The organism is Sphingomonas sp. (assembly GCF_051962185.1).
Classification (GTDB): Bacteria; Pseudomonadota; Alphaproteobacteria; order Sphingomonadales; family Sphingomonadaceae; genus Sphingomonas.
On the sequence record NZ_JBQCCN010000190.1, the window covers coordinates 1 to 26,122 of the forward strand.

At 66.1% G+C, this 26,122-nt stretch carries 30 protein-coding genes; 16 read left to right on the forward strand and 14 right to left on the reverse strand.

All coding sequences use genetic code 11. From position 1 onward, the window contains the following. Window positions 1-163: 163 nt before the first annotated feature. Genes ACTHJR_RS11760 through ACTHJR_RS11770 form a run of 3 tightly spaced genes read right to left on the reverse strand, consistent with a single transcriptional unit; the run spans window position 164 to window position 1,718 of the window. Complete coding sequence (locus tag ACTHJR_RS11760) at window positions 164-1,024, reverse strand: HprK-related kinase A (protein WP_440523385.1); 861 nt, start codon at window positions 1,022-1,024, stop codon at window positions 164-166. Further along, entirely contained in the window at window positions 1,021-1,293 is a 273-nt protein-coding gene (locus ACTHJR_RS11765; protein WP_440523386.1) for an HPr-rel-A system PqqD family peptide chaperone, read from the reverse strand. The genes ACTHJR_RS11760 and ACTHJR_RS11765 overlap by 4 nt, the downstream gene beginning before the upstream one ends. A gap of 20 nt (window positions 1,294-1,313) precedes the next feature. Beyond that, window positions 1,314-1,718, reverse strand: a complete 405-nt coding sequence (locus tag ACTHJR_RS11770; protein WP_440523387.1) for a hypothetical protein — start codon at window positions 1,716-1,718, stop codon at window positions 1,314-1,316. A gap of 210 nt (window positions 1,719-1,928) precedes the next feature. Here ACTHJR_RS11770 and ACTHJR_RS11775 point away from each other — a divergent pair, with 210 nt between their 5' ends. The 10 genes from ACTHJR_RS11775 to ACTHJR_RS11820 all read left to right on the forward strand — a co-directional run bounded on the left by ACTHJR_RS11775 (window position 1,929) and on the right by ACTHJR_RS11820 (window position 11,060). Further along, entirely contained in the window at window positions 1,929-3,176 is a 1,248-nt protein-coding gene (locus ACTHJR_RS11775; protein ID WP_440523388.1) for an ATP-binding protein, read from the forward strand. A 46-nt stretch (window positions 3,177-3,222) separates the two neighbouring features. Next, the gene (locus tag ACTHJR_RS11780) at window positions 3,223-4,269 is read left to right on the forward strand and encodes a substrate-binding domain-containing protein (protein ID WP_440523389.1); all 1,047 of its coding nucleotides are present in this window, start codon (window positions 3,223-3,225) and stop codon (window positions 4,267-4,269) included. A 1-nt stretch (window position 4,270) separates the two neighbouring features. After that, window positions 4,271-5,647, forward strand: coding sequence for a phosphate ABC transporter permease subunit PstC (gene pstC, locus ACTHJR_RS11785; protein ID WP_440523390.1), 1,377 nt, complete (start codon window positions 4,271-4,273; stop codon window positions 5,645-5,647). Continuing rightward, entirely contained in the window at window positions 5,640-6,917 is a 1,278-nt protein-coding gene (pstA, locus tag ACTHJR_RS11790; RefSeq protein ID WP_440523391.1) for a phosphate ABC transporter permease PstA, read from the forward strand. The genes pstC and pstA overlap by 8 nt, the downstream gene beginning before the upstream one ends. 29 nt (window positions 6,918-6,946) lie before the next feature. Continuing rightward, window positions 6,947-7,693, forward strand: coding sequence for a phosphate ABC transporter ATP-binding protein PstB (pstB, locus tag ACTHJR_RS11795; RefSeq protein WP_440523417.1), 747 nt, complete (start codon window positions 6,947-6,949; stop codon window positions 7,691-7,693). 11 nt (window positions 7,694-7,704) lie between these two features. Then, complete coding sequence (gene phoU, locus ACTHJR_RS11800; RefSeq protein ID WP_440523392.1) at window positions 7,705-8,400, forward strand: phosphate signaling complex protein PhoU; 696 nt, start codon at window positions 7,705-7,707, stop codon at window positions 8,398-8,400. Then, on the forward strand, window positions 8,400-9,092 hold the full coding sequence (gene phoB / locus ACTHJR_RS11805; RefSeq protein WP_440523393.1) for a phosphate regulon transcriptional regulator PhoB: 693 nt from the start codon (window positions 8,400-8,402) through the stop codon (window positions 9,090-9,092). The genes phoU and phoB overlap by 1 nt, the downstream gene beginning before the upstream one ends. Before the next feature lie 240 nt (window positions 9,093-9,332). Continuing rightward, complete coding sequence (locus ACTHJR_RS11810; protein ID WP_440523395.1) at window positions 9,333-9,686, forward strand: hypothetical protein; 354 nt, start codon at window positions 9,333-9,335, stop codon at window positions 9,684-9,686. Between the two features lie 144 nt (window positions 9,687-9,830). Continuing rightward, window positions 9,831-10,019, forward strand: coding sequence for a hypothetical protein (locus ACTHJR_RS11815; RefSeq protein WP_440523396.1), 189 nt, complete (start codon window positions 9,831-9,833; stop codon window positions 10,017-10,019). A gap of 141 nt (window positions 10,020-10,160) precedes the next feature. Then, window positions 10,161-11,060: an SDR family NAD(P)-dependent oxidoreductase gene (locus tag ACTHJR_RS11820; protein WP_440523397.1), complete on the forward strand. Its 900-nt coding sequence runs from the start codon at window positions 10,161-10,163 to the stop codon at window positions 11,058-11,060. A gap of 154 nt (window positions 11,061-11,214) precedes the next feature. On the opposite strand, the gene ACTHJR_RS11825 is transcribed toward ACTHJR_RS11820, so the two are convergent. Next, window positions 11,215-12,108: a LysR family transcriptional regulator gene (locus ACTHJR_RS11825; protein ID WP_440523398.1), complete on the reverse strand. Its 894-nt coding sequence runs from the start codon at window positions 12,106-12,108 to the stop codon at window positions 11,215-11,217. A gap of 157 nt (window positions 12,109-12,265) precedes the next feature. Here ACTHJR_RS11825 and ACTHJR_RS11830 point away from each other — a divergent pair, with 157 nt between their 5' ends. Then, the gene (locus ACTHJR_RS11830) at window positions 12,266-13,297 is read left to right on the forward strand and encodes a hypothetical protein (RefSeq protein WP_440523399.1); all 1,032 of its coding nucleotides are present in this window, start codon (window positions 12,266-12,268) and stop codon (window positions 13,295-13,297) included. 78 nt (window positions 13,298-13,375) lie between these two features. On the opposite strand, the gene ACTHJR_RS11835 is transcribed toward ACTHJR_RS11830, so the two are convergent. From ACTHJR_RS11835 to epsC, 3 genes are all read right to left on the reverse strand, one after another. Beyond that, window positions 13,376-13,984 carry an HD domain-containing protein gene (locus tag ACTHJR_RS11835; RefSeq protein ID WP_440523400.1) on the reverse strand — a complete coding sequence of 203 codons (609 nt, stop codon included), beginning with the start codon at window positions 13,982-13,984 and terminating at the stop codon, window positions 13,376-13,378. Between the two features lie 7 nt (window positions 13,985-13,991). Further along, on the reverse strand, window positions 13,992-14,336 hold the full coding sequence (locus ACTHJR_RS11840; RefSeq protein WP_440523402.1) for a DUF2794 domain-containing protein: 345 nt from the start codon (window positions 14,334-14,336) through the stop codon (window positions 13,992-13,994). A 270-nt stretch (window positions 14,337-14,606) separates the two neighbouring features. Then, window positions 14,607-15,287: a serine O-acetyltransferase EpsC gene (gene epsC, locus ACTHJR_RS11845; protein WP_440523403.1), complete on the reverse strand. Its 681-nt coding sequence runs from the start codon at window positions 15,285-15,287 to the stop codon at window positions 14,607-14,609. A 161-nt stretch (window positions 15,288-15,448) separates the two neighbouring features. Between epsC and ACTHJR_RS11850 the strand changes: the two genes are divergently transcribed. Beyond that, window positions 15,449-16,216 carry a sulfite exporter TauE/SafE family protein gene (locus ACTHJR_RS11850; protein ID WP_440523404.1) on the forward strand — a complete coding sequence of 256 codons (768 nt, stop codon included), beginning with the start codon at window positions 15,449-15,451 and terminating at the stop codon, window positions 16,214-16,216. A 166-nt stretch (window positions 16,217-16,382) separates the two neighbouring features. On the opposite strand, the gene ACTHJR_RS11855 is transcribed toward ACTHJR_RS11850, so the two are convergent. Both ACTHJR_RS11855 and ACTHJR_RS11860 read right to left on the reverse strand, forming a co-directional pair. Then, complete coding sequence (locus tag ACTHJR_RS11855) at window positions 16,383-16,904, reverse strand: carboxymuconolactone decarboxylase family protein (RefSeq protein ID WP_440523405.1); 522 nt, start codon at window positions 16,902-16,904, stop codon at window positions 16,383-16,385. A gap of 160 nt (window positions 16,905-17,064) precedes the next feature. After that, window positions 17,065-17,610 (reverse strand): peroxiredoxin, encoded by a 546-nt coding sequence (locus tag ACTHJR_RS11860; protein WP_440523406.1) that lies wholly within the window; start codon window positions 17,608-17,610, stop codon window positions 17,065-17,067. 157 nt (window positions 17,611-17,767) lie between these two features. Here ACTHJR_RS11860 and ACTHJR_RS11865 point away from each other — a divergent pair, with 157 nt between their 5' ends. Beyond that, window positions 17,768-18,670, forward strand: a complete 903-nt coding sequence (locus tag ACTHJR_RS11865; RefSeq protein WP_440523407.1) for a hydrogen peroxide-inducible genes activator — start codon at window positions 17,768-17,770, stop codon at window positions 18,668-18,670. Window positions 18,671-18,775: 105 nt separating this feature from the next. On the opposite strand, the gene ACTHJR_RS11870 is transcribed toward ACTHJR_RS11865, so the two are convergent. Genes ACTHJR_RS11870 through pgsA form a run of 3 tightly spaced genes read right to left on the reverse strand, consistent with a single transcriptional unit; the run spans window position 18,776 to window position 20,012 of the window. After that, window positions 18,776-19,213: a molybdenum cofactor biosynthesis protein MoaE gene (locus ACTHJR_RS11870; protein ID WP_440523408.1), complete on the reverse strand. Its 438-nt coding sequence runs from the start codon at window positions 19,211-19,213 to the stop codon at window positions 18,776-18,778. Further along, window positions 19,210-19,461 (reverse strand): molybdopterin converting factor subunit 1, encoded by a 252-nt coding sequence (gene moaD, locus ACTHJR_RS11875; RefSeq protein ID WP_440523409.1) that lies wholly within the window; start codon window positions 19,459-19,461, stop codon window positions 19,210-19,212. The genes ACTHJR_RS11870 and moaD overlap by 4 nt, the downstream gene beginning before the upstream one ends. Then, entirely contained in the window at window positions 19,461-20,012 is a 552-nt protein-coding gene (gene pgsA / locus ACTHJR_RS11880) for a CDP-diacylglycerol--glycerol-3-phosphate 3-phosphatidyltransferase (protein ID WP_440523410.1), read from the reverse strand. The genes moaD and pgsA overlap by 1 nt, the downstream gene beginning before the upstream one ends. A 142-nt stretch (window positions 20,013-20,154) precedes the next feature. Here pgsA and ACTHJR_RS11885 point away from each other — a divergent pair, with 142 nt between their 5' ends. Beyond that, window positions 20,155-21,444 (forward strand): MFS transporter, encoded by a 1,290-nt coding sequence (locus tag ACTHJR_RS11885; RefSeq protein ID WP_440523412.1) that lies wholly within the window; start codon window positions 20,155-20,157, stop codon window positions 21,442-21,444. Window positions 21,445-21,478: 34 nt separating this feature from the next. Here the strand turns inward: ACTHJR_RS11885 and ACTHJR_RS11890 are convergent, their stop codons facing one another. Both ACTHJR_RS11890 and ACTHJR_RS11895 read right to left on the reverse strand, forming a co-directional pair. Beyond that, window positions 21,479-21,643, reverse strand: coding sequence for a hypothetical protein (locus ACTHJR_RS11890; protein ID WP_440523413.1), 165 nt, complete (start codon window positions 21,641-21,643; stop codon window positions 21,479-21,481). Between the two features lie 119 nt (window positions 21,644-21,762). Beyond that, window positions 21,763-23,352: a DUF5060 domain-containing protein gene (locus ACTHJR_RS11895; RefSeq protein WP_440523414.1), complete on the reverse strand. Its 1,590-nt coding sequence runs from the start codon at window positions 23,350-23,352 to the stop codon at window positions 21,763-21,765. Between the two features lie 218 nt (window positions 23,353-23,570). Between ACTHJR_RS11895 and ACTHJR_RS11900 the strand changes: the two genes are divergently transcribed. Beyond that, window positions 23,571-24,830, forward strand: coding sequence for an MFS transporter (locus ACTHJR_RS11900; protein WP_440523415.1), 1,260 nt, complete (start codon window positions 23,571-23,573; stop codon window positions 24,828-24,830). 20 nt (window positions 24,831-24,850) lie between these two features. After that, a partial coding sequence (locus ACTHJR_RS11905; protein WP_440523416.1) for a glycoside hydrolase family 140 protein occupies window positions 24,851-26,122 on the forward strand: 1,272 nt, incomplete at its 3' end.

Consider the following 26,122-nt stretch of genomic DNA (forward strand, 5'->3'; position numbering starts at 1 on the left):
GGCCCGCATTTGGCCGCCCGCCCCCAAAAACCCGCCTCCCGGGCGAGGGCCGGGGCCCTGTTGGGGCGCCCTTGGTTGAATAGCTACACCCCCACCGACCGTTTTGGTGGGTGGGGGGCCCCGGCCTTCGCCGGGGAAGCGTAAAGGAACGGGCGGGGAAGAATCATAGCGCGCGCCACAACGCTTCGACGCGCGCGATCGCGCTTTCGGTGTCGGGATAGTCGATCGCACGCGCCGGTGTGTCGCCGACCAGGCGGGTGAGCGCCGCGAAGCCGCGCTCGGCCAGCGCCACGTAATTGGTCGACGCCTGGGTCAACCGGACGAACACCTCGGCGGGCGCGACTTCTCGCGTCTCGGCGGCATGGCCGAAAGTCGGGAACAGGATCAACGCCGGTCGCGCCGGTTCGAGCATGGCCGCAACCGAACGATCATCGGGGACGAGGTGCTGGATTGCTCCCTTGGGCGTATCGGCGAGCAATGGCCCGAACTTGCAATCGCTCGCCGCCGCCTGCAGGACACCGATCGCTTCGTTCTTCAGGCTGATCAACCGCGGAAAGGCGTGGATCATTCCCGTCGCCGGATCGACCAACGCGAATTCGTCGCCCATCAACCGCCAGCCGCGCGTCATCAGCAGCGCCGCGAGCGTCGATTTTCCCGCGCCCGACAGCCCGGTCATCACCAGCGCCTTGCCGTCGCGCTCGACCGCCGAGGCATGGAGCAGCAGATAGCGCCGCTGGCCCAGCGCCATCTGCAGGTTCATCGCCATCTCCGCCGCGAGCAGCCCATGTTCGAGGCTGAGCGGCGCCGCCTCCGGCAGGACGAAGTCGCCGCCGATCATCACCTTGGGCCTGAACACGCGCCGCCACGGCCGGTCGGCGAACAACCGCACGGTGAAATCGGCGATGCCGTCGCGCGGCTTGGGATAGCCGGCATAGAGTCGTTCGAGCGCCGCAACCGGGCCTCGCCAGTCCGAGCCGAGGCGGAAACCGACCGGGCCGATCGCGACCGAGAAAGCGTGTTTCATCGCCGCTCGACGAGCCCCGTCTGGACCAATTCGTCGAGCCGCGCGGCCAGCGCCCCGGCATCGGCATCGATCAGGTCATAGTCCGCGCGCAATTTCGCGAGCAGCGCATCGATATCGAGCGGCCCCGGCCCCAATGCCTCGAGGATTTCAGGCGCGGGCGACGCCATCAGATGGGTCTGGCCCGACGCGCGATGATAGACCGCGGTCAGCAAATCGATCGGGGCGACGATCAGGCTGTCGGGCGGCGCGGCGCGATAGGTGATCGCCATCGACAGCGGGCCGGCGGCGGTCAGCCGCGCGGCATCTGCAGCGAGGCGAAGCAGGTGAAGCCGGCGGTACCGTGCTGCAACCGGCGGATATAGGCGGTGTAGGCGCGACTCTGGTCGTCGGTCGTGCCGGGCAAGGTGCCGCCGTTGAGCGCGGTACGGACGTCGTCCGCCTTGAACGGCTTGGGCGCGCCCGGGAAGGCGTCCTTGGTGCCGTTGGGCACCAGCGAGCCATCGGCGGCGACATACATGCCGGCACGGCCGGGATCGGGCACCGGGATCTCGCAGGTCAGCACCGAAGCGCTGGTCTGGGCGAGCGCGGGGCGGATCGAGATCACCACCGACGCGGTCGCGGCGCCGAGCATCAGCGCGCGGCGACGCGTCGGGTTCGGCTCGCTCGCCTTGGGATCGCTGTTTTCCCCATCCATGGTTGAAACGCCTTTCATATTAGTCGACGGCTGGCAAGCGGGTGGAATGGTTACCGGCGACGGGAAATCATTGTCGGTATTGTCCGCACGCGCTGGAGCGGTTCAGGGTCCGATTGCATCGGACCAACCGCTCCAGGTTTTTGGGTTGACGCGATTTCCTAGCCAGCGGGTGATTTCACCCGCTTCGAAATCGCTCTAAGACCAGCCGCGATGATCCAGCGCTTCGGCTCCCGCTTCCTGCTCGGCATGCTCGCCACCCTGGTCGCCGCGGCGGCGGTCCTGATCGTGTCGGGCAGCCTGGCCGGCGCGCTGGTCGCGCTGGTCGGCGGAATCGTCGTCGTGCTGCTGGCGTTCGGCGCGGCCGATACCAATCTGGCGGCGCCTCCCGCCGCCGACCCCGTACCGCCGTCCGCGCCGCTCGCGCCCGTGCTAGAAGCGATCGTCGAGCCGGTGCTGGTCATCGCGAACGGCCGGGTCGAGGAAGCCAATGGCCCGGCGCGCGAGGTGCTCGGCAATCACATCACCGGCCAGGACGTGCGGCTGGCGATCCGCCACCCCGCCGCCGCCGAACGCCTGACCGCGGCTCCGGGCACCGGATCGTCGGAGCCGATCAACCTGGTCGGACTGGGCACGCTCGACCAGCGCTGGGAATTGCGCGTCACCGATCTGCCCGACGGTCGCCGCGTCGCGCATCTGATCGACCAGACGCGCAGCTATGCCGCCGAGCGCATGCGGGTCGATTTCGTCGCCAATGCCAGCCACGAATTGCGCACGCCGCTGGCGTCGATCCTGGGGTTCGCCGAGACCCAGGCCGATGGCGCGGGCGACGATCCGGCGATGCGCGACCGTTTCCTCAAGGTCATGGCCGACGAGGCACGGCGGATGCAGCGGCTGGTCGAAGATCTGATCTCGCTGAGCCGGATCGAGGCGGAGAAATACCGCCTGCCCGACGCCTCGGTCGATCTCGGCGACCTGGTGTCCGAGGTCCATTCGGAATTGATGGACGCCGCCGACGAGCGCGCGTCGGATATCGTCGCCGACATCGCCGCCAACGTTCCCCCGGTCGGCGGCGATCGCATCCAATTGAGCCAGGCGCTGCACAATCTGATCGGCAATGCGATGAAATATGGCCGCGCCGGTACCCCGGTCACGGTCAAGCTCTGGCGCGACGCGACCAACATGGTCCGCCTGTCGGTCGGTGACGAGGGCGACGGCATCCCGCCAGAACACATCCCGAGGCTCACCGAGCGCTTCTATCGCGTCGATTCGGGGCGCAGCCGCGCGCTCGGCGGGACCGGGCTCGGCCTCGCCATCGTCAAGCACATCGTCGAGCGGCATCGCGGCCGGCTCGACATCGCCAGCCAGGTCGGGCGCGGCACGGTGGTGACGATCCTGCTTCCGGCGGCAGTGTCATCAAAGGGTAACGCGACTGTCACAGAGGGCCCGAAACCGGCGTGATAGCGCGCCGGCGGGGGGCGAGTCGGCCCCGGCGGGAAGGCCCTCAATGGTTCGTGCGCTCGCGCTGTTCGGCGCGACATCCTTGTTACTGACCGGATGCCAGGACCAGGCGTCGATGGCTGGTGCCGGGCGCGACCGCATCAGCGTCGTCGGCTCGTCCACCGTCTATCCTTTCACCACGCTGGTCGCCGAGCAATTCGTCGCGGCCAATCCCGGTGTCCCCGCGCCGGTGATCGAATCGACCGGGACCGGTGGCGGTCTCAACCTGTTCTGCAAGGGACTGGGCGGGCGCTATCCCGATATTTCGGACGCCAGCCGCCGGATGAAGGCGAGCGAATATCGGACCTGCGCCGCCAATGGCGCGAGCGCGCTGATGGAAATCCAGATCGGCCTCGACGGCGTCGCTTTCGCGGAGGCGAACAACGGCCCCAAGCTGGAGCTGACTCCGGTCGATATCTACAGGGCGTTGGCGGCCGAGCCCGGCGGCAAGCCCAATCGTGCGAAGACATGGCGCGACGTCAATCCCGCGCTGCCGGCGATCGCGATCCAGGTTTACGGGCCGCCATCGACCAGCGGGACGCGCGATGCCGTCGCCGAGTTGATCCTGGCGCGCGGGTGCGAGCAGGTCATGCCGCAGATGACGGCGGTCCGGGAGAGCAAGCCCGACGATTTCGCCCATATCTGCATGCGCGTGCGCGACGACGGGCCCTATATCGACGCGGGCGAGAACGACAATCTGATCGTCCAGAAGCTCCAGGCCAATCCGCAGGCGATCGGCATTTTCGGCTATTCGTATCTGGAGGAGAACAAGGACCGGCTGAACGGCGTGCCGCTCAACGGCATCGAGCCGACCTATGAGACGATCGCCAGCGGGCAATATCCGGGATCGCGACCGCTCTTCCTCTATGTGAAGAAAGCGCATCTGAGCGCGATCCCCAATCTCAAGGCGTTCCTCAGCTTCTACACGAAGGCCTGGGATCCCGACGGCCCGCTGGTACGGCGCGGGCTGATCGCGGCGCCGGCCGATATCCGCGCGCGGTCGGTGGCGATCGTCAGGAACCAGACCTTGCTCGATCCCAAGGTGCTCAACTGACGTGTCGAGCGCGGCGCTCCTTTTCCTCGTGTTCGGCCTCGGCCTGGTCGCCTGGCTGTCGGGCCGCGTGCGCGCGATCGCGTTTCGCAAGGCGAGTGAGCGCCGCTTCTCGTCGCTGCCGCGGCACCACGCCGCGTTCGCCGCGCTGTGGACGGTCCTGCCGCCGCTGCTGTTCCTCGCTGTCTGGGGGGCGTGCACGCCAGGCATGGTGACCGACGGCGTACTCAAGGCGCCGGTCGCGGCCGAATTGCCACCGCCCGGTTTCGAGCGCGCGGCGATCCTGTCGGAAGCGCGCGCGATCGCCAACGGGCGTCAGGGCGCGCCGCTCAACGCCTTATCGGAACGGCTCGCGCCAGCTTATGCGGTCGAGCAGGCGCGCTATGACTGGATCGGCGGTGCGATCGCCCTGCTCTTGGCGATCGCCGGGGGAGCGCTGGCCTTCTTGCGCATCCGCCCCGCGTTCAACGCGCGGACGCGGATCGAGCGGCTGGTGATGATCGGCCTGCTGGCCGCCTCGCTGGTCGCGATCCTGACCACGATCGGCATCGTCGCGTCGTTGCTGTTCGAGAGCGCGCGCTTCTTCGATCAGGTGCCGGTGACCGATTTCCTGTTCGGCACCAAATGGAGCCCGCAAGTCATCGACCCCAAATCGCCCGGCGCCAGCCTGGGCGCGGTGCCGTTGTTCTGGGGGACGTTCTTCATCGGCGCGGTGATCGCGATGCTGGTGGCGATCCCGTTCGGGCTGATGAGCGCGATCTACCTGACGCAATATGCCTCGCCGCGGCTGCGCGCCTGGATGAAACCGACGCTCGAGATCCTGGCCGGGGTGCCGACCGTGGTCTATGGCTATTTCGCCGCGCTGATCGTCGGCCCCGCGCTCCGCCAGGTCGGCGTCGCGATCGGCATTTCCAACGCCACGTCGGAAAGCGCCCTCGCCGCGGGTCTCGTCATGGGCGTGATGATCATCCCGTTCGTCTCGTCGATGGCCGACGACGCGATGGCAGCGGTACCGACCGCGATGCGCGACGGCAGCCTGGCGATGGGCGCGACGCCGAGCGAGACGATCAGCCGCGTGCTGCTCCCCGCCGCCTTGCCCGGCGTGGTCGGCGGCGTATTGCTGGCGATCAGCCGCGCGATCGGTGAGACGATGATCGTGGTGATGGCCGCCTCGGGCGCAGCGACGATCAGCCTCAATCCGTTCAACTCGGCGACCACCGTCACCAAGCAGATCGTCGACCTGCTGACCGGCGAAGCGGCGTTCGACAGCCCCAAGACGCTCGCCGCCTTCGCGCTTGGGCTGACCCTGTTCGTCATCACCCTGTTGCTCAACATCATCGCGCTGACCGTCGTGAAACGGTACCGGGAAGCGTATGAATAAGCCGCTCGACAGGCATGGGGTCGAGCGCGCGCCGACCGACTGGACCAGCGCGGCGATGACTCGCCGCCTGCGCCGCCGCTATGCGGCCGAGCGCCGCTTCCGGCTGTTCGGGTTGGCGGCGATCGTGCTGTCCGCCGGCTTCCTGCTGTTCCTGCTTGGCACGATGGTGGCGAACGGCGCGCGCGGCTTCATGACCACAGAGGTGGCGTTGACGGTCGATTTCCCGGCTGCGGGACTCGGCCTGACACCGGCAAGGCTCGAAGGCCCCGGCGCCGATCTCGCGCTGGCCGGCGCCCAACTCGACGCGGTGGTCGATCGTGCCGCCGCCGCGCAATACGGGCCGCACGGGCCCGACTTGTTCTCCGACGGCGCGGCGGAAATCGTGCGCCAGGCGCTCAAGGCCAATCCGCGGCTCGCGCTCGGCAAGACGCGACTCTGGCTCCCCGCCGCCACCGATATCGACACCGCCGCCAAGGCCGACGGCACGCCCGATGCCGAGCAGCGCGCGCTGGCGCTGACCAATGCCGGCCAATTGCGAGTCGGGTTCAATTCCGGATTCCTCGGCGGATCGGACGCGACCGATCCGACCGCGGTCGGCATTTGGGGCGCGCTCAAGGGTTCGCTGATGACGATGCTCGTCACGCTGATCCTCGCCTTTCCGATCGGCGTGCTGTCGGCGCTCTATCTCGAGGAATATGCGCCCCGGAACCGCTGGACCGACCTGATCGAGGTGTCGATCAACAATCTCGCGGCGGTGCCGTCGATCATCTTCGGCCTGCTCGGACTCGCGGTATTCCTCAATACCTTCCAGCTGCCGCGCTCGGCGGCGTTGGTCGGCGGCCTGACGCTCGCGCTGATGACCATGCCGGTCATCGTCATCGCCAGCCGCAACGCGATCAAGGCGGTGCCGCCGTCGATCCGCGACGCCGCGCTCGCGCTCGGTGCCAGCCCGGTCCAGGTGGTGTTCCATCACGTCCTGCCGCTCGCGCTTCCCGGCATCCTGACCGGCACGATCATCGGCATGGCGCGCGCGCTCGGCGAGACCGCGCCGCTCCTCATGATCGGCATGCGCGCGTTCATCGCGACGCCGCCCGACAAACTGACCGATCCGGCGACCGTGCTGCCGGTGCAGATCTTCCTGTGGTCGGACGAGGTCAGCCGCGGCTTCATCGAGAAGACGTCGGCAGCGATCATCGTCCTGCTCGTCTTCCTGATGGCGATGAACGGCCTCGCCATCTACCTTCGCAACCGTTTCGAGACTCGCTGGTGACCGACACGCCCACCTCTCCCGATCACAAGATGACCGCACGCAACGTCAGCGTGTGGTACGGCACGGCGCAAGCGATCAGCGACGTGTCGATCGACATCGACCAGGACAAGGTGACCGCGTTCATCGGCCCATCGGGCTGCGGCAAGTCGACCTTCCTGCGCACGCTCAACCGGATGAACGACACGATCGCCTCGGCCAAGGTCGAGGGTGATGTCCGGCTCGACGGCGAGGACGTCTATGCGCGCGAGATGGACGTGGTGCAGCTGCGCGCGCGGGTCGGCATGGTGTTCCAGAAACCCAATCCCTTTCCCAAGTCGATCTACGAGAATGTCGCTTACGGCCCGCGCATCCACGGCCTGGCATCGTCCAAGGCGGAGATGGACCGGATCGTCGAACGCTCGCTGGTGCGCGCCGGCCTGTGGGGGGAAGTCAAGGATCGCCTGACGGACAGCGGCACCGCTCTGTCGGGGGGGCAGCAGCAGCGGCTGTGCATCGCCCGGGCGATCGCGGTCGATCCCGAAGTCATCCTGATGGACGAACCTTGCTCGGCGCTCGACCCGATCGCGACCGCCAAGATCGAGGAGCTGATCCACGAGCTGAAGGGGCGCTACGCGATCGTGGTCGTCACCCACAACATGCAGCAGGCCGCGCGCGTGTCGCAGCGCACCGCTTTCTTCCACCTCGGGCAATTGGTCGAATACGGCCAGACCTCGGACATCTTCACCAACCCGCGCGAGGAACGGACGCGCGACTACATCACCGGCCGTTACGGCTGAGGAGCGAATTGATGGCAACCGGCCAGGAACATACCGTCAAGGTCTTCGATGACGAGATCGGCCATCTGCGCGGGCTCATCAGCCAGATGGGCGGGCTCGCCGAGCGCGCGATCCACGATTCGATGAACGCGCTGCAGCGCGGCGACACCGTGCTGGCCGAGCAGGTGCGCGGCGCCGACAAGCAGATCGACGTGATCGAAGCCGAGGTCGAGACGCTGGCGGTCCGCATCATCGCGTTGCGCGCGCCGATGGCCAACGATCTGCGCGAAGTGGTGGCGGCGCTCAAGATCGCCGGCGTGATCGAGCGGATCGGCGATTACGCCAAGAATATCGCCAAGCGCGTGCCGATGATCGAGAGCGAGCACCGGATCGAGCCGATCTCGGTCATCCCGGCGATGGGCCGGATGGCGGCGGAGATGGTCCATGACGCGCTCGACGCCTTCGCCGCCCGCGATGCGCAGGGCGCGGTCGATGTCTGCGTCCGCGACCAGGCGCTCGACGATTTCTACGACAGCATCTTCCGCATGCTGGTGACCTACATGGTCGAGAATCCCGCGACGATCGGTCAGGTGGCTCACCTGCTGTTCGTCGCCAAGAACCTGGAGAGGATCGGCGACCATGCGACCAACGTCGCCGAGATGGTCTATTTCGCCGCGACCGGCACGCAAATGACCGAGCGTGAACGCGGCAAGTCAGGGGAAATGTGATGGCACGCGCCAAGATGTTGCTGGTTGAGGACGACGCCGCGCTGGCGGAATTGCTGGTCTATCACTTCAAGCGCGAGGATTTCGAGGTCGCGCAGACCCCGGACGGCGAGGAAGCGCTGCTGCTCGCCAAGGAAGCGACTCCCGATATCGTCCTGCTCGACTGGATGGTCGAGGGCCTGTCGGGGATCGAGGTATGTCGGCGTCTCCGCCGCATGCCCGAGACCGCGAACATCCCGATCATCATGCTGACCGCGCGCGGCGAGGAAGAGGATCGCGTGCGAGGGCTGGAGACCGGCGCCGACGATTACGTCACCAAGCCCTTCTCCCCACGCGAACTGGTCGCACGCGTCGGCGCGGTGCTACGCCGCGTGCGCCCAGCCCTGGCCGGCGAGCAACTGACCTATGGCGATATCGAGATGGACACGGTCGGCCACAAGGTGCGCCGCAACGGCGAGGTCGTGCCGCTCGGTCCGACCGAATTCCGCCTGCTCAAGCATTTTCTCGAGCATCCGGGCTGGGTGTTCAGCCGCGAGCGCCTGCTCGACGCGGTCTGGGGTCATGACAGCGACATCGAAAGCCGTACCGTCGACGTGCACATCCGGCGCCTGCGCAAGGCGATCAACCGCGGCGACCGCCCCGACGTGATCCGCACGGTGCGGTCGGCGGGATATGCCCTGGACTCGGGTACCTGAGCCCAACCCTTACCGCCGTCACCCCGGACTCGTTCCGGGGTCCAACCATCCTCAAGGAATCCGTCCGTTGTTGCGCGTTGGATGCCGGAACGAGTCCGGCATGACGGATTGAGGTAACCCCTTTCAAAACAGTCACTTCTCTCGGGTCCCTCGAATCGCTTCCGAAACGAGGGAGCCAAATGTCGTGCGGCGCGTTTGGGTTCGGTCACGCAGAAATCGTGCAAAACCCAGGAGAGTCGCATGAAAATGATCCTCTTCGCGGCCGCCGCCGTGATCGCGATGCCCGCCGTCGCGCAGAACGCCCCTTCCGCGCCGCCTCCCCCGGAGCCGCAGGTCGTGCCGAGCGCGCCGCTGCCGCCGCCACCGCCGGCCAATCCCGCGGCGCCCCCCGCGACTACCGACCCCGCGACCGCGTTGCCGCCATCGGCGCCGCCGGTGCCGCCGATGGGTCCGGTAGTCCAGCCGCTCCCCGACTCACCGCCAGCGACCGGCGACGTGCCGTGGTGCACCAGGACGATCGTCGATCACTGCAAGGAGCATTCGGCACCGAACGGCGCGCGGCTGCACACGACCCCCCGCCCGCCGGGGAAGTGATCGCGGCTGCCTGACAACGGGGTCGGCCGCCCAGCCGGCCCCGCATCGTCCTCGAGGAGACCAGGCATGAAACTGATCGCTTTGGCAGTCATCGGCGCCGTGATTACGTTTTCGGCCTCGGCTCAACGGCAATCGCCGAGGACGATGGACGACACTCCGCCCCAGCCCGCGGGCTATCAGCCGCCGCCCTCTCCGCCGGCACCGCCCAACGCTACCTACGTCCAGGCGCCGCCACCCGAGGTCGCGTTCCCGCCGCCCGCGCCGCTGGCGAGCTATCCGTTCTGCAAGCGCGGCCAGTTCGACAAGTGCATGCAACGCCACGATCCCAAATAGGCATAAGAAACGGGTCGTAAGCTCCCCTCACCCGGCACGGGTTCGTAGAACCCGCGCCGGGTTTTTCGTATTTTCGGTACGGACTATTGCGCAGCGCAGCAAAAGCCGTAGGAAGCGGGCGGAACATTAGGGAGCGAGTGAATGACCATCCGTTTCGACGACAAGGTAGCCATTGTCACCGGCGCCGGCGGCGGGCTCGGCCGCGAATATGCGCTGGCGCTGGCGGCACGCGGCGCGAAGGTCGTGGTCAACGACCTGGGCGGCGCGCGCGTCGGCACCGGTCATTCCGACGCCGCGCTCAAGGTCGTCGAGGAGATCAAGGCGGCGGGCGGCGAGGCGATGTCGAACGGCGGCAGCGTCACCGAATATGAGCAGATGGTCGAAATGGTCGCCAAGGCCAAGGAAGCCTGGGGCGGCGTCCACATCCTGATCAACAATGCCGGCGTGCTGCGCGACAAGAGCTTCGCCAACATGGAGCCGGCCGATTTCAAGTTCGTCGTCGATGTGCATCTCAACGGATCGGCCAACGTCACCAAGGCGGTGTGGGCGACGATGCGCGAACAGGCCTATGGCCGCATCCTGATGACCGCGTCGTCGACCGGTCTCTTCGGCAATTTCGGCCAGGCCAATTACGGCGCCGCCAAGCTCGGCCTCGCCGGGCTGACCAAGACGCTCTACCTCGAGGGCGCCAAGTACAACATCAAGGTCAACACGATCGCCCCGACCGCGGGCACGCGGATGACCGAGGATCTGTTCCCCGAGGAAGCCTTCAAGGCCTTCGCGCCCGAGAAGGTCGCGCCCGCCGCGCTCTATCTGGTCAGCGAGGATGCGCCGACCAACATGATCGTCGGCGCCGGCGCCGGCGTGTTCCAGGCGGCGTTCGTCACCCTGACCCAAGGCAAATTGCTGTCCGGCGACGAACTGTCGCCCGAAGGCGTCGCCGCGCATTGGGCCGAGATCATCGACCGCACCGGCGAGATCGTGCCGCAATCGGGCAGCGAACAGTCGATCACCATCATGAAGAAGCTGACCGGGGGCTGAGGCTTAATTCCTCCCCGGAGCGGGGAGGGGGACCATTGCGCAGCAATGGTGGAGGGGGCCCGCGACCAACTGGCCACAGACCCTGAGGCTCATGGTGGAGGGCACCACCGCCTTCGGCGGCGGTCCCCCTCCCCGTTCCGGGGAGGATTTTTCGCTACTCCCCCACCGTCTCCTTGATCACCTTCCGCAGCCACATGTTCGCCGGATCGGCGTCCCGCTCCACCGGCGTGAACAGCGAATGCCGCTCGATACCCTGCTCGATCGGCAGTTCCACGCTCCGTACGTCCAATTTCGTTCCATAAGCCGCGACCAGCCGCGACGGCAGGATCGCGACGAGGTCGGTGCGCGCCACCGCCATCAGCGCCTGGAGGTAATGCGGCACGACCGCGGCGATGCGGCGATGGAGGCCACGGCCGGCGAGCCAGGCGTCGACCGGATCGCCTTCGGCGCCCGGCCCGACCACCGCGACATGCGGCGCGTCGAGCATTTCCAATATCTGGCGCCACGTCGCGGGCTGGCCGACATGGACAGCGAGCACGTCATGGTCCTCGAACAAGGGTGCCGCGTTCAGTCCCGGGAACAGGCCGTGATCGGCGCCGATCGCGAAATCGAGCGTGGCGATGACCGGATCGTGCGGCCGCGGCCAGGGGATGAGGTCGATGCGGCAGCCCGGCGCCGCGCGCGCCATCGCCTCGATCAGCGGCGCGAGGGTGGTCGCCGCGACGACATCGGGAATCGCCGCGCGGAAGACGCGACGCGCGGTGGCGGGATCGAAACTCGCGCCTTCGTACAACGCCGTCGCCTGCTTGAGCAGCGCGCGGATCGGATCGGCCAGCGCTTCCGCACGCGGCGTCCGCTTCATGCTGGCGCCGCTACGTACCAACAAGGGATCGCCGAAATCGGCGCGCAGCCGCGCCAGGATACGGCTCATCGCCGGTTGCGAGACCTCGACGATCTCCGCGGCGCGCGTGACGCTGCCGGTATCGATCATCGCGAGCAGCGCCCGCAAGAGATTGAGGTCGTAGCGGCCGATATTCGTTTCCAACATGCCTGCGGTAACAGCAATGCGCGCTTCGGATAGTCAAGCGCCGCCCCCGCCAGGTGCGGCGACCGGACTCGCCCGACCGGTATAACGAGGGCGGAGCCATGGTGTATTGCTACACTAAGTCACTTGTGATACAGCATCACCTCAGAGGAGGAGTGCCATGTATAGTGAAAGCGATCTGGAGGGCGCGGTGGCCGCGGGGGTGATCCCCCAGGCGACCGCCGACGCTTTCCGCCATCATATTGCGCTGACGCGCGTCACGCCGGCGGTCGACGAGGAAAGCTTCCGCCTGCTGACCGGGTTCAACGACATTTTCGTCGGCATCGCCATCGCGCTGCTGCTGACCTCGATCGCCTGGTTGGGGGGCTGGGTGAAGGCGGGTCTGGGCGGGTTCGGCGTCGCCGTCGCGGCCTGGATGCTGGCCGAATATTTCACCCGCATCCGGCGCATGGCGCTGCCCAGCATCATCCTGTTGCTCGCCTTCGTCGGCGGCGTCGCCGGGACGATGATCGGCACGCTGGCCGACATCAATCCCGACTGGAGCGATCGCACCAACGCCATGGTCGGGGCGGGCATCGCACTGGTTACCGCCGGCGCGGCCTGGGTGCATTGGAAGCGTTTCATGGTGCCGATCACGGTGGCGGCCGGAGCCGCGGCCATCGTCGGCATGATCGCCGCGCTGGCCTTGTCGATCGATCCGCATAGCCAGGACTTGTTGTTCCCGGTGCTGTTCGTAGGCGGCCTCGGCACGTTCGCCCTCGCCATGTGGTGGGACGGATCGGACCTGACGCGCACGACGCGGCGCAGCGACGTCGCCTTCTGGCTGCACCTCGCCGCCGCGCCGATGATCGCCCACCCGGTGTTCCACATGCTGGGCGTGTTCGAGCACGATATCGGCGTCGGCCAGGCGGTCGTCGTCCTGGCGTTGTACGTGGTGTTCGCCTTCATTGCGCTGGCGATCGATCGCCGCGCTCTGCTCGTCTCGAGCCTGGCCTATGTGCTCTACGCGCTGTCGACCCTGTTCAATCAGGCCGGCGCGGTCGAACTGTCGATGGCTTTCACCGCGTTGGTCATCGGATCCGCGCTGCTGACACTGTCGGCCTTCTGGCACCCGATGCGCCGCGCGGTGATCGGGACGCTCGGCGGGCTGGGCAATCGCCTGCCGCCGGTTCAGATGCCCGTCGCGGCCTGAGCGCCTTCCAAACGCCCGTCGTCATCACGGGCGTCATCCTGACCCGGCGGCCACCACGGCCGCCGGGTTTTTTCTTTTTCAATCGAGGCGGGAGATCGCCGCGGCGAGATTTGCACGCGCCGCTTTCTCCCATCGGTCGACGCCCCAATCGGTCAGATAGAGTCGATCGCGATCAAGGAAGCGGCGCAGGATGGCAACACGGCCGGCGCGATAGCCAGGCTCCGCGACATGGGCATATTCGGCTCGGATCGCCCGATCATAGGCGGCAAAGGTCGCCTCGTCGGCACCGAGGATCGACAGATCGATGTCCAGCAACAGCGCGGCGTCCGGACAATCATCGTCCGGCGGCAAATGGCGGATCGTCGCCTCGATCGCGGTGCACGTCCGCGCGACCGACAGGGCATCGGCGATCGCCGCCATCTCGGCGCGGCAAAGCGCCGCACTCAGCAATTCATTGCGGCCATGCGGTGCCTGCGGATCGTAGATCGCGTCGTGCCACAACACGAAGCCCGCTGCCGCGGCAGGATCGACCAGCTCGACGCCATCGGCAATGGCACGGTCCAGGTGACGCAGCATTGCGTGGGGATGGGCCCAGACGTGATAATGGCGCCATGGCTCGTCGTAGCGCGATCGCAGCGCGGCAATCGGCGCGGCATCGACCAGGGCCGCGATCGCCGCTTTGGTCACGCGTTCCTCAATCCTCGATCAGCTTCATCAGCCGGCGCTCGATCGGCGCCAGCACCGGGCCGAGTTCATGCCCGCGTTTCACCACCTGACCGTGCTCGGCGACCAGCGCCCACATGCCTTGGCGGTTGCGCAATTCGGGGCGCTTCTCGATGCGAAATTCGGCCCGCTCGGCGGCGCGGCGGAAGGCGGCGAAGATCGCCGCGTCCTGCCCCAGTTCGATCGCATAATCGCGCCAATGACCTGCGGCGACCATGCGGCCGTACAAATCGAGGATACGCGTCAGTTCGATCCGCTCGAAACCGATCTGGCTGGGCTGGCCGCCCGGGATGGGAAACGGCGTGACCGTCCCCATTCAGAGCCCATATCCGTCACTGGAGGCAGCCGTGACGGAGCGAATTTTGGCTTGGCGGTAGGAGCAAGGAGGGAGCGATGCAGTAGCATCGTGATCGACGAGCGACGCCCTGCCAAACCAAAAGGCGCCCGCCGCAAAGCGGTCGTTCGGAGAAGCCCGCTGAGCTACGTCGCTTGCTTGCGCGAGCCTCATGGCCCGCGTCCGCGCTGCGCTCCTTGTCAGCGGGCTTCTCCGAACGATCACGGCTACCTCCAGTGACGGATATGGGCTCTAAGCGCGATCACGCTCCGGGGTTTCATGATCGGCGAGCAGGGCGTCGAGCCGCTTGCGCAGCGTCTCGATCTCGCAGCGGAGCAGTTCGACGCGCTGGGTTTGGGGATCGAACATCTCGCTGCACGGGGTGCCATAGGCCAGGAAGGGCTTCTCCCCTTTCCCTTCCACCACGGTCGGCCGCGCCGGGATGCCGACCATCACCGCGCCCTCGGGCACGTCGCGGGTCACTACCGCATTGGCGCCGACGCGCGCGCCGGTTGCGACGGTGATCGGTCCCAGCACCTGCGCGCCCGAGCCGATGATGACATTGTCCTCGAGCGTCGGGTGGCGCTTGCCGGCGACGCCGTCGGCCGGATTGGTGCCGCCCAGCGTAACGCATTGATAGATCGTGACGTTGTCGCCGATCACCGCGGTCTCGCCGATCACGGTGAAGCCGTGGTCGATGAAGAAGAACTTCCCGATCTGCGCACCCGGATGGATGTCGATCGCGGTGAAGAAGCGCGACACATGGTTGACCCAGCGCGCCAGGAAAAACAGCCGCGAGCAATAGAGCGCGTGCGCGATACGGTGGAAGCCGAGCGCCCACACGCCCGGGTAGAGCAGAATTTCCATACGCGACCGTGGCGCAGGGTCGCGCACCCGGATCGAGTCGAGATAAGCCCTGAGGCTTGCAAGCATTGGCGCGTCCCCTTCGCCGATTTCGACATATCTAGGGCATCGGGTTGACGATTTCCATAACCGGCCTGTCCCAGCTTGCTTCTCTTAAAGTCCATCTATGTTGTAGGAATTCGCCATGACGGTCATGCAACGACAGTGACCGAACGGAGTTTACGCCACTGATGGCCGATGTATCGCTGGCCTCGATCGAGGCGATCCTGCCCTTCATCGCGATCGGGTTCGCCGCGCAACTGGTCGACGGCGCGCTGGGCATGGCGTTCGGGCTGATCAATTCGACCTTGCTGGTCAGTGTGATGGGCCTGCCGCCCGCGGTCGCCTCGGCCAGCGTCCATGCGGTGGAGACGTTCACCACTGCGGCCTCGGGCATCAGCCACACGCTGCACAAGAACGTGAACTGGAAATTGTTCGCGCGGCTGGTGATTCCCGGCATCATCGGCGGCGTGCTCGGCGCCTATGTGCTGTCGAGTATCGATGCTTCGGTCGCGCGGCCGTTCGTCATGGTCTATCTGACCGCGATCGGTCTCTATCTGCTGTTTCGCGCGTGGCGCGGGCGGGTCGAGCCCAAGAAGCCCAAAGTGATCGAGCCGCTGGGGCTGGCCGGCGGATTCCTCGACGCGGCGGGTGGCGGCGGCTGGGGGCCGGTGGTGACCAGCAATTTGCTGGTTCAGGGCGCCAGCCCGCGCGAGACGATCGGCACCGTCAACACGGTCGAATTCTTCCTGACGGCGACGATCTCGGCGACGTTCATCGCGACCCTGGGTTTCGCCGCCTTTACGCTGCAGACGCTGGGCATCCTGATCGGCGGGCTGATCGCCGCGCCGCTCGGCGGCGTCCTCGCCAAGAAGATGCCCGCGCGCCCGCTAATGGCGATGGTCGGCACCTTGTTGATGATCTCCAGCGCCTTCTCGGCCTATCAGGCGCTGGCTTAGCTCGATCTCCCCTCCCCGCAAGGGAAGGGATCAAGGGCTGGGTAAACCCGGGCGAGACTCGATGCCTCGCTCGGGCTGTTTGCGATCGGCTTTTTGAGTCTTTTAAGGCGCGCAGACGCGCGCCCCCCTCCCTTGCAGGGAGGGGAGATCACAGTCCTTTGCCCGCTCAGGCGATCGCGGCGTGGATCGTCGCGACGGCCTTCATCACCGCCGCCCAGCGCACGGCGTCCTGGATCGCCTGCGCAGTGACGCCGGCCTTCTTGAGCACGTTCTCGTGCGCGTCGATGCACAGGCCGCAGCCGTTCATCGCGCTGATCGCCAGGCTGAACAGCTCGAAATCGTCTTTCTCGATACCCGGCGCGCCAATCACGTTCATGCGCAGCTTGGCCGGCATGTTGGCATATTCCTTGTTCCCGGCGAGATGCGTGAAGCGGTAATAGACGTTGTTCATCGCCATCACCGCAGCCGCCGCGCGCGCGGCGTTGGCCGCTTCGGGCGACAATTTGCCGGCGACTTCCGCCTCCGCAGCCTCGACCAGGGGCTTGTGGCCCGAGGCATGCGCGCAAGCGAGCACCAGGCCGTATTTGCGCTGGTCGCCGAGCGAGGTCTCGTTGAGCAGCGACCCGACATTGAGCCGGATATCCTTGGCGAAATCGGGTAACGCCTGGGCGAATTCCTTGAGCGACATGCGGACGATCCTCATCGCGCCGGGACTGCCGGCGGGGAAAGATGCCCCGGCCGAAGCCGGGGCGTAAGGTTTTAAAAGTGTGGCGCGGGGCCGAGGGGGGGAAAGACCCCGCGCCGGGGATACGGCCCTGATCCAAGGCCGCATCTGTTAGACGAAGTCGTTACGCGGCAACCTTGAGGACGTCGTCGCCCTTGTTCCAGTTGCACGGGCACAGCTCGTCGGTCTGCAGCGCGTCGAGCACGCGCAGCGTCTCCTGCGGGTTGCGGCCGACATTGAGGCCGTTGACCTGCACAGCCTGGATCACACCGTCGGGATCGACGGTAAAGGTCGCGCGATAGGCGACGTTCTCGTCCTGATCGAGGATGCCCAGCGCCGAGGCGAGCTTGGCGCCGTTATCGGCGATCCACGGGAAATCGGCGGCGGCCAGATCCGGGTCCGACTTGCGCCACGCGAGGTGGACGTGCGCGGTGTCGGTCGAGGCGCCGATCAGCACCGCGTCGCGATCCTCGAAATCGCCCTTCAGGCCGGCATAGCCGACGATCTCGGTCGGGCATACGAAGGTGAAGTCCTTCGGCCAGTAGAACACGACCTTCCACTTGCCGGGAGCGAAGGTGGTGACATCGATCGTCTCGCCGGCGGGCAAGGCGTCGGTGCCCTGCTGGACGGGAACGGTGATGGCGGGGAACTTGTCTCCGACGGTCAACATGATTTTGGGCCTCCTGCCAAAGATTGGGGTCGGCCTTCTTGGACATCCTCTCGGGAGACGGCGGACCTTCGGGCCTCTTCCGTATGGGCCGCATAGAGGCTGGCTTTTGAGCGGTCCAGTAGGTTATTTATGCCTTCTTGATCGACTGAGGCGATAAATGACGACGACCTACCTGCCGACACTGAAGCAGCTTCAATATCTCGTGGCGCTCAAGGACCATGGCCATTTCGGCCGCGCGGCCGAGGCGTGCTTCGTCACCCAATCGACCATGTCGGCCGGCATCCGCGAGCTCGAGACCCTGATCGGCGTGACCCTGGTCGAGCGCACCCGCCGCGTGGTCCGCTTCACCCCGCTCGGCGACCGCATCGCCGACAAGGCGCGGCGCGTGATCCGCGAGGCCGAGGAACTGGGCGATATGGCGCGCGCCGCCGGGCGACCGCTGTCGGGCGAGATGCGGATGAGCGTCATCCCGACCATCGCGCCGTTCATGCTGCCCCGAATCCTGCCGGTGCTGCGGCGCGATTATCCGGACCTGAAGCTGTTTCTGCGCGAGGAAACCACCGGGACGGCATGCGAGGGTCTGCACAACGGCCGCGCCGACTGCGTGCTGTTGGCCCTGCCCTATGCCTGCGGTGAGGTCACCGCCGAGCCGCTGTTCGACGACCGGCTGTTCGTCGCGTTTCCCGACACCGATCTGCCCGACCCGCCGCCGACGATCGCCGCCGACGATATCGACGAGACGCGGCTGCTGCTGCTCGAGGACGGGCATTGCCTCAAGGACCATGCGCTGGCCGCGTGCAACCGGCCTGAACTGGGCGCGCAGGCGATGATGCTCGGGACGTCGCTCCACACGATCGTGCAGATGGTCGACAATGGTCTCGGCGTGACGATGTTGCCGGAGATGGCGGTGGACTCGGGCATTCTCGACAATACGACGATCTCGGCACGGCCGCTGGCGGCTGAGCATGCGACGCGGACGATCGCGCTGGTCTGGCGGCGGGCGTCGCCGCGGGAACGCGATTTCAAATTGCTGGCCGAGGTATTGAAGAGCGCGGCGTAATTTCCGTCGTCACCCCGGACTTGTTCCGGGGCCCAATCCTCCACAGGCCGATCCGACCCGTTGTTGCACGTTGGATGCCGGGACAAGCACGGCATGACGAGTGGCTTAACGCCACCGCCTTGCCGCATCATGGTCGCTCTCGCGTTCGCCGACCCAATTCGCTTCTCCACCGCGCGTCTCGCGCTTCCAGAACGGCGCATCGGTCTTGAGCCTGTCGATCAGGAACGCGCAGGCATCGAGCGCGGCGGCGCGGTGCGGGGCGGCGGTGCCGACGAAGACGATCCGCTCGCCCGGTCGCATCGCGCCGACGCGATGGACGATCGTCGCCGCGGCGAGCGACCAGCGCGCCGTCGCTTCCACCGCAAGTCCTTCTAGCGCCGCCTCGGTCGCACCGCGATAATGTTCGAGAAACAATTCGCTGACGCCGCCATCGTCGCGCACCAATCCGGTGAAGGTCGCCACGGCGCCGCCTCCCGTCGACTCGAGCGCATCGAGCTCGGCAGCGATATCGATCGCCGCATCGGTGACCGCGGCCCGGATCATCCGCCGGTCACCGGCGGGAACAAGGCGATCTCGCGCGCGCCGGCGATCGGCGCATCGAACGGCACGAATTGCTGATCGACCGCGGCACGCAGCATCGAGCGATCGGCGAGCAATTCGAATCCCTCCCGCTCCGCCAACCACGACACCAGGTCGCCGACCGTCGCTATCCCCGCCGGCGGTTCGACACACTCCTGCCCCGTCCCCACGCCCTCGCGCACCCAGGCGAAATAGAGGATGTCGAGCGCCATCAATCCATGTGCTTCAGGCCGACGCGCAGATAGTCCCAGCCGGTCACCAGCGTCAGCCCCGCCGCGCCCCACAGCGCCAGCAATCCGACGCTATGCACCCAGGGCCAGGCGGGCAGCGCGCCGGCCAGGATCAGCGACCCCAATGCCAGCAATTGCAGCGTCGTCTTCCACTTGGCGAGTTGCGACACCGGCACCGATACCTGCAACCCGCCGAGGAATTCGCGCAGCCCCGACACCATGATCTCGCGCACCAGGATGATGATCGCCGCGATCACGTGCCAGCCGCCGATGTCGCGCGTCGCCACCAGCATCAGGATGACGGCCGCGACCATGATCTTGTCGGCGATCGGATCGAGGAAGACGCCGAGCTTCGACACCGTCCCTTGCGCACGCGCCAGATAGCCGTCGAGATAGTCGGTGACCGCGATCAGCGTGTAGAGCGCGAAACCCATCGCATAGCCGACCGGCCATCCCGGCCACCACAGGCAAGCGACCAGTAACGGCACGCCGAGGATGCGCGACAGCGTCAGGATGTTGGGAAGCGTCCACATGATCGACTTCCCTAGCATTGCCGGGACGCAAGCGGAAAGTGCCTCTCGGCCAAGCACATTTACCAATTGAACGATTGTCCCCGGCCCTAGCCCTCGGCTAAGGAACCGCGTCTATTGCCACGAACGGGGCTCCAAACTCGTAATGCTCAATGCGCTCGGCCTGCTGAAGGAGCGCCGATTCCTGCCGCTGTTCGTCACGCAGTTCCTCGGTGCCTTCAACGACAACCTCTTCAAGCAGGCGATGGTCATCGTCGTCGTCTATCAGATCTACAACGATCCCAGGTACGAGCAGAGCTTCACCGGACTCGCCAGCGCACTCAGCATCATTCCCTTCGTCTTGCTATCGGCGTTGGCCGGGCAACTCGCCGACGCGCACGACAAGACCAAGATCATCCGCATCGTGAAGACCGCCGAGATCCTGATCATGCTCGGCGGCGGTGCCGGGCTGTTGCTGGCGCGCGCGGGACATACGCATATCGGTCTCGTCCTGATGCTCGCGGCGGTGCTGTCGCTCGGCGTGCATTCGACCTTTTTCGGCCCGATCAAATACGCCATCCTGCCGCAGCATCTGCACGAGGACGAAGTGCTGGGCGGCACCGGACTGGTCGAATCGGCGACCTATCTCGCCATCCTGCTCGGCACCATTCTCGCCGGCTTCATGAAGGTCGAGCATGCGGTGATCGCGACTTTGGTGGTCGCGGGCATCGGCTGGTTCGCGGCGCGGCGCGTGCCGATGGCGCCACGCCAGGGGCCGGAGCTCAAAATCAACTACAACCCGATCACCTCGTCGTGGCGGTTGATCAACGGCACCATGCACATCCCGCGGCTGTTCCTGGCGATCTGCGCGATCAGTTTCTTCTGGGCGATGGGGATCATCCTGATCGTCGTGTTCACGCCGCTCGCCAAGAACGTGCTGACCGCCGACAAGCATGTCGCAACCCTGCTCACGGCCTTGTTCTCGATCGGTATCGCGATCGGTTCGGTAGCGATTAATTCGCTGCTCAAGGGCCGCACCTCGGCCAAGTTCGGGCCCACCTCGGTGATGGTGATGGGCGTGTTCGTCGTGCTGTTCGCGGTGCTGAGCAAGACCTGGCCGCCGGCACCAGAGGGCCATCTCTACACGACGCTGGAATTCATCGCTATCCCGCGGGCGTGGCTGGTGATCACGTCGTTGATCGGAATCGCGGTGTTCGGCGGCATGTTCGTCGTGCCGCTTTACGCCTTCCTCACGACGACCGTGACCAAGGACGAGACGGCGCGCACCGTCGCGGCGAACAATGTGGTCAATTCGGGCGCGATGGCGATCGGCGCGGCGATCGTAACCTTGCTGACCAATTGGGGAGTCGGATCGGCCGAGATGCTCTACGTCGTGGCCGCGATGTGCCCGATCTCCGCCTGGCTCGCGCAGAAACTGCACAAGGCCTGCGATTGAGGATACGGGCGGCGCACAGGTGCCGCCGATGCGATCAGAAGATCAGCGTGTAGATGCAGATGAAGAACGCCGTGAAGCTCAGCACGAAGAGCTTCAGGTCGTTATCGTCCCCGCGCCGCTTCGTCTCCGCGCCGAGCCCGAGCCGGCGGCGGAAGGGATGGCTTGCCCCACGCGGGGCGAGTTGAAGATACCCTGGCATAGCCAGCAGTTAACGCGCCGTTTACGATTTCGACCAGCGTTAAGATTGGTTAACCACTGTCCGGAGATGGGACGGATTTGGGCCTCGAATCCCCTCCCCTGGTGCGTGCGTATTCCCCCTCAGACCCGCATCAGCCGAACCGCGATCCACGGCTTGCCCGGCAGCGCCAGCTTGGGGCGCGCGGGATCCTGTACGTCATAGTCGTTCTTGCGCGCCATCGCGAACACGCCGTCGACGGGGGTGATCATCATGTTCCAGGTGTCGATGATGTCGGCGCGATAGCGCTGCGGCGCCTCGTCGTCGTGTTTCGGCAGTACGACGTCCCAGTCGGTCGGGCGATCGGCACCGAAATAACGGAGGTAATAGTGGCCGGCCTTGCCGCCGAGATGATAGTTCCACCACGCCTGGATCGGCTCGACGCCCGGCACCGGTCCGTCCTCCATGATCTTTCTCAGAAAGGCGAGCCGCGGCGGGCTGGTGCCGACCAGTTTGCCGCCCTGCCCCAGCCAGGAATAATCGGCGTTGCGGTCGGGATTGAAGGTCTCGCTATGGCCGACATAGGTACCGCCGATCAGCCCGTACCAGAAGCGCTCGACCATTTGCTCGCCCGTCAATTGGCCCCAGCGTTTGGTCGAATTCCCTTCGTACACCACCTCATCGAAGATCACCGGCTTGAGCGCGAAGTCGCGATGCAGTTCGGCCCGCACGTCGTCGAGCACCGCCGAGCCGTTCTGGACGCTGGCGTGGGTGATCCAGGGTTTGCGCGCGTCGTAATAGACATGGATCTGATGGATCGAGCGCAGGCGGTCGTGCGGGTCCGCCGCGACCAGCACCTGGAACAGATGGTCCCAATCGTCCATCGTCTTGGTCTTGATGGCGTCGTATTCGTTGCCCATCGACCACCAGACGTTGCGATAGGCGCCGAACCGCGCGGCGACGTAGCGCAGATAGCGCTCGTCATCGGCGCGTTTCATGTCCGAATAACCGCGCTTGGCGTCATATGGGTGATAGAGGATGACGTCGGCCTGGATGCCGAGCGCGCCCAGCCGCACGATACGATCCTCATAGCGACGAAAATAGGCCGGATCGAACCGCGCCGGATCCCAGTCCTTGAGGCCGTCGCCGGTGCGCGCGAACGGATTGGTCGCGACCGACTCGACATTCGGGAAGACCAGCATGCGCAGCTTGTTGAACGGCGCGCCGGCCAGTGTCCGCAGCGTCTCGGCGCAACGCGCGTCGGACTGCAACGCCCAGGAATAGCAGGTCGTCCCGATCTGCCGGAACGGCGTGCCGTCGGCATATTGGAAGTGATAGCCGTCCTTGGTCACTCGGATCGGGCCGCGATTGCCGGGACCGGGCGCGACCGCCTCGAACGCGCCGGTGCGGCTATTGAGCGCGGGCGCGTTGCTTTCGCTCGTCCAGGTCCAATTGCCGGTCTCGGGCGGGCTGAAGCGGATACGATAGACGCCCTCGCCGTCGTAGAAACCAGGCACGCGGACCGTTTGTCCCGCACCGGTGAAGGTCGCGGAGAGCGTTACGTCGTCGAACGGGTTGCCGGCCTGTGGTCCGTCGAGCGCGATCTCGTACAGGCCCCAGCGCTCGACGCGGCGGTCGGACGAGCGTTTGGTCGCCGCCGACAGCGGGCCCGAGGCGGCCGCCGCCCCCAGCACCATGGCATTGGCCAGCACCGCGCGCCGCGAAAGTCCCATTGCCCTCATCCTCTTCCTGCCGACCGAATTGGACCTCGGCCTGTTCCAAAGGGGTATCGGGCGCTCCGTGACATGTCAATTTAACGTATAATATGATCATTTATCCGGAGCTTCGCACCGTAGACGCACTGACACCCGCGCAAAGGCTTGCGCCCGAACGAGCGACTGCTACACTCGCCAAATAATATTATCATACGCTTTAAACGGAGAGCATGTCGATGAGTACGGGGGGCACCTCGACCGGAGGCTGGCGGGACACGATCCTGGCGGGCCTGGCCAATTACATCGACGCGGGATCGATCGTCGCCGGATCGGTGGCATTGGCCTTGTGGCAGGAAGCCTATGGGCTGAGCAACACCACGCTCGGCGTCCTCGGGGCGTTCGGGCCGAATGCGATCTCCGCCGGGATCGGCGCGCTGATCGGCGGGCGGTTGTGCGACCTGCTCGGTCGCAAGAAGATCTACCAGTACGATATGCTGTTCTACGCGTTCGGCATGCTGTGGCTGGTGTTCGCGATGAAGGCCTGGATGGTCGTGCTCGGCTTCTTCCTGGTCGGCCTCGCGGTCGGTGCGGACATCCCCGCCTCCTGGTCGCTGATCGCCGAACAGGCGCCCGATGATTCCCGCGGCAAGCACAGCGGCTCCGCCCAGGTGCTCTGGTATCTCGGCCCGACCGTGGTGCTGCTGATGTTCGCGGCGCTTTCGCCTTTGGGCCTGCTCGGCGCGCGCATCGTGTTCGCGCACCTCGCCATCCTGGCGGTCGCCCTCACCTTTCTCCGGGCGCGCATGCACGAGTCCAAGCGCTGGCTGGAAGCCCAGGCCGAGCCGGCCGCCGAGCAACGCCGCGGCAAGCTGAGCGACCTGCTGACCTGGCAGAACATCCGCTCGATGGCGTTCCTGATCGGCATGTACGGCATCTGGAACCTGTGGGCCGGCACCAACGGCTTCTTCTTCCCGTTCATCCTGCGCACGGTCGGCAATTTCGGCCAGTTCACGTCGGTCGCGGTGCAAACGCTGAGCTTCTTCATCGGCATGATGTCGATCTACCTGGTGTTCATGCAATTCTCCGACCGTGTGAACCAGCGGATGATGTTCGGCATTTCAGCGGTGATCCAGGTCATCGGCATGTCGCTGCTGGCGATCTTCCCGCTGACCTTGCCGATCGCGATCCTGCACGTGTTCCTGATGGCGTTCGGCGGCGGGTTCGGCGCGCAGAGCTTCTTCCAATTGTGGAGCGCGGAGATGTTCCCGACGCTGCTGCGCTCGACCGCGCAGGGCGTGATGTTCGCGGTGGTCCGCGTGTCGCTCGGCATCTTCAGCTTCTTCGTGCCGACGCTGACCGCGACAGGCTTCACCACGCTGGCGTGGATTCTGGTCGGCTTCCTGGTGGTCAGCGGGCTGATCGGTTTCCTCGGCGCACCGCGCAACGAGGGCAAGTCGCTCGAGGAACTCGAAGCGAAGCTGAAAAACGCGCGCTGACCCGCGCGAAGGAGGGGCGGATGAACTGGGCCAGGACGGCGATCGCGGGCCTTGCGCTGGCGATGACGGCGATCGCGCCCGCGGCGGCGCAGGACCGGACGCCGTTGCTCAAGGTGTCCGGCAACGGCCGCTATCTCGAAGCCGGCGGCAAGCCCTTCTTCTGGATGGGCGACACCGGCTGGCTGTTGCTCGCCAAGCTCGATCGCGATCAGGTCGAGCAATATTTTGCCAAGCGTGAGAGCCAGGGCTTCAACGTCATCCAGATCATGGTGCTGCACCGCGCGGAAATGGCCAATCCGATCACCGGGCCAGCGCTGGTCGACGGCGACATCACGCGGCCGCGCGTGACGCCGGGCAACGACCCCTCCAAGCCCGGCGAGTATGATTATTGGGATCATCTCGACTGGGTGATCGACCGCGCCGCCGCGCACGGTCTATACGTCGCGCTGGTGCCGGCCTGGGGCACGTTCGCGGAAATGCGCAAGCTGACCGTCGACACCGCGCCGGTCTATGGCCGCTTCCTCGCCGAGCGCTACAAGGACAAGCCCAACATCATCTGGATCAACGGCGGCGACACCCATGCCGACATGGCGACGCTGGCGTGGCAAGCGCTGGGCAACACGATCAAGTCGATCGACCACAACCATCTGATGACGTTCCACCCGTTCGGGCGCACCGATTCGTCCTGGGTGTTCAACGGCACCGGCTGGCTCGATTTCAACATGTTCCAATCGGGCCACCAGGATTACGCCCAGGACACCCAGCGTTGCGCTTATGGCGAGGACAATTGGCGCTATATCGAGGACGATTGGAAACGCACGCCGGTCAAGCCGACGATCGACGGCGAACCGAGCTACGAGAACATCCCGCACGGTCTCGACATGGCGCCCGAACCGCGCTGGCAAGCGGCGGACGTGCGGCGCTACGCCTGGTGGTCGGTGCTCGCCGGCGCGTTCGGGCATACGTACGGCGAGAACAGCGTGATGCAATTCTACACGCGGGGGGAGAAGGCCGCTTACTGGCCAAAAACCTCCTGGCAGAAGGGGCTAGAGGCGCCCGGCGGTGGGCAGATGCGGTTCCTCAAGGACCTGATCCTTTCGCGGCCCTATTACGAGCGGGTCCCGGATCAATCGCTGATCGTCGGCAACGGCACACGCTATGACCGCGTCGCGGCGTCGCGCGGCAAAAGCTATGCGATCGCCTATAGCTATACCGGCAAGCCGTTCCGCGTGCAGATGGGCAGGATCACCGGCAAGCACGTCCGCGCGTCGTGGTACGATCCGCGCACGGGC

Bases quoted from the DNA above. Each gene is read 5' to 3' on its own strand.
- ACTHJR_RS11760 (WP_440523385.1), bottom strand. From the start codon at position 1,024: ATGAAACACGCTTTCTCGGTCGCGATCGGCCCGGTCGGTTTCCGCCTC.
- ACTHJR_RS11765 (WP_440523386.1), bottom strand. From the start codon at position 1,293: ATGGCGATCACCTATCGCGCCGCGCCGCCCGACAGCCTGATCGTCGCC.
- ACTHJR_RS11770 (WP_440523387.1), bottom strand. From the start codon at position 1,718: ATGGATGGGGAAAACAGCGATCCCAAGGCGAGCGAGCCGAACCCGACG.
- ACTHJR_RS11775 (WP_440523388.1), top strand. From the start codon at position 1,929: ATGATCCAGCGCTTCGGCTCCCGCTTCCTGCTCGGCATGCTCGCCACC.
- ACTHJR_RS11780 (WP_440523389.1), top strand. From the start codon at position 3,223: ATGGTTCGTGCGCTCGCGCTGTTCGGCGCGACATCCTTGTTACTGACC.
- pstA (WP_440523391.1), top strand. From the start codon at position 5,640: ATGAATAAGCCGCTCGACAGGCATGGGGTCGAGCGCGCGCCGACCGAC.
- pstB (WP_440523417.1), top strand. From the start codon at position 6,947: ATGACCGCACGCAACGTCAGCGTGTGGTACGGCACGGCGCAAGCGATC.
- phoU (WP_440523392.1), top strand. From the start codon at position 7,705: ATGGCAACCGGCCAGGAACATACCGTCAAGGTCTTCGATGACGAGATC.
- phoB (WP_440523393.1), top strand. From the start codon at position 8,400: ATGGCACGCGCCAAGATGTTGCTGGTTGAGGACGACGCCGCGCTGGCG.
- ACTHJR_RS11810 (WP_440523395.1), top strand. From the start codon at position 9,333: ATGAAAATGATCCTCTTCGCGGCCGCCGCCGTGATCGCGATGCCCGCC.
- ACTHJR_RS11815 (WP_440523396.1), top strand. From the start codon at position 9,831: ATGGACGACACTCCGCCCCAGCCCGCGGGCTATCAGCCGCCGCCCTCT.
- ACTHJR_RS11820 (WP_440523397.1), top strand. From the start codon at position 10,161: ATGACCATCCGTTTCGACGACAAGGTAGCCATTGTCACCGGCGCCGGC.
- ACTHJR_RS11825 (WP_440523398.1), bottom strand. From the start codon at position 12,108: ATGTTGGAAACGAATATCGGCCGCTACGACCTCAATCTCTTGCGGGCG.
- ACTHJR_RS11830 (WP_440523399.1), top strand. From the start codon at position 12,266: ATGTATAGTGAAAGCGATCTGGAGGGCGCGGTGGCCGCGGGGGTGATC.
- ACTHJR_RS11840 (WP_440523402.1), bottom strand. From the start codon at position 14,336: ATGGGGACGGTCACGCCGTTTCCCATCCCGGGCGGCCAGCCCAGCCAG.
- epsC (WP_440523403.1), bottom strand. From the start codon at position 15,287: ATGCTTGCAAGCCTCAGGGCTTATCTCGACTCGATCCGGGTGCGCGAC.
- ACTHJR_RS11850 (WP_440523404.1), top strand. From the start codon at position 15,449: ATGGCCGATGTATCGCTGGCCTCGATCGAGGCGATCCTGCCCTTCATC.
- ACTHJR_RS11855 (WP_440523405.1), bottom strand. From the start codon at position 16,904: ATGTCGCTCAAGGAATTCGCCCAGGCGTTACCCGATTTCGCCAAGGAT.
- ACTHJR_RS11860 (WP_440523406.1), bottom strand. From the start codon at position 17,610: ATGTTGACCGTCGGAGACAAGTTCCCCGCCATCACCGTTCCCGTCCAG.
- ACTHJR_RS11865 (WP_440523407.1), top strand. From the start codon at position 17,768: ATGACGACGACCTACCTGCCGACACTGAAGCAGCTTCAATATCTCGTG.
- ACTHJR_RS11870 (WP_440523408.1), bottom strand. From the start codon at position 19,213: ATGATCCGGGCCGCGGTCACCGATGCGGCGATCGATATCGCTGCCGAG.
- moaD (WP_440523409.1), bottom strand. From the start codon at position 19,461: ATGGCGCTCGACATCCTCTATTTCGCCTGGGTGCGCGAGGGCGTGGGG.
- pgsA (WP_440523410.1), bottom strand. From the start codon at position 20,012: ATGTGGACGCTTCCCAACATCCTGACGCTGTCGCGCATCCTCGGCGTG.
- ACTHJR_RS11885 (WP_440523412.1), top strand. From the start codon at position 20,155: ATGCTCAATGCGCTCGGCCTGCTGAAGGAGCGCCGATTCCTGCCGCTG.
- ACTHJR_RS11890 (WP_440523413.1), bottom strand. From the start codon at position 21,643: ATGCCAGGGTATCTTCAACTCGCCCCGCGTGGGGCAAGCCATCCCTTC.
- ACTHJR_RS11895 (WP_440523414.1), bottom strand. From the start codon at position 23,352: ATGGGACTTTCGCGGCGCGCGGTGCTGGCCAATGCCATGGTGCTGGGG.
- ACTHJR_RS11900 (WP_440523415.1), top strand. From the start codon at position 23,571: ATGAGTACGGGGGGCACCTCGACCGGAGGCTGGCGGGACACGATCCTG.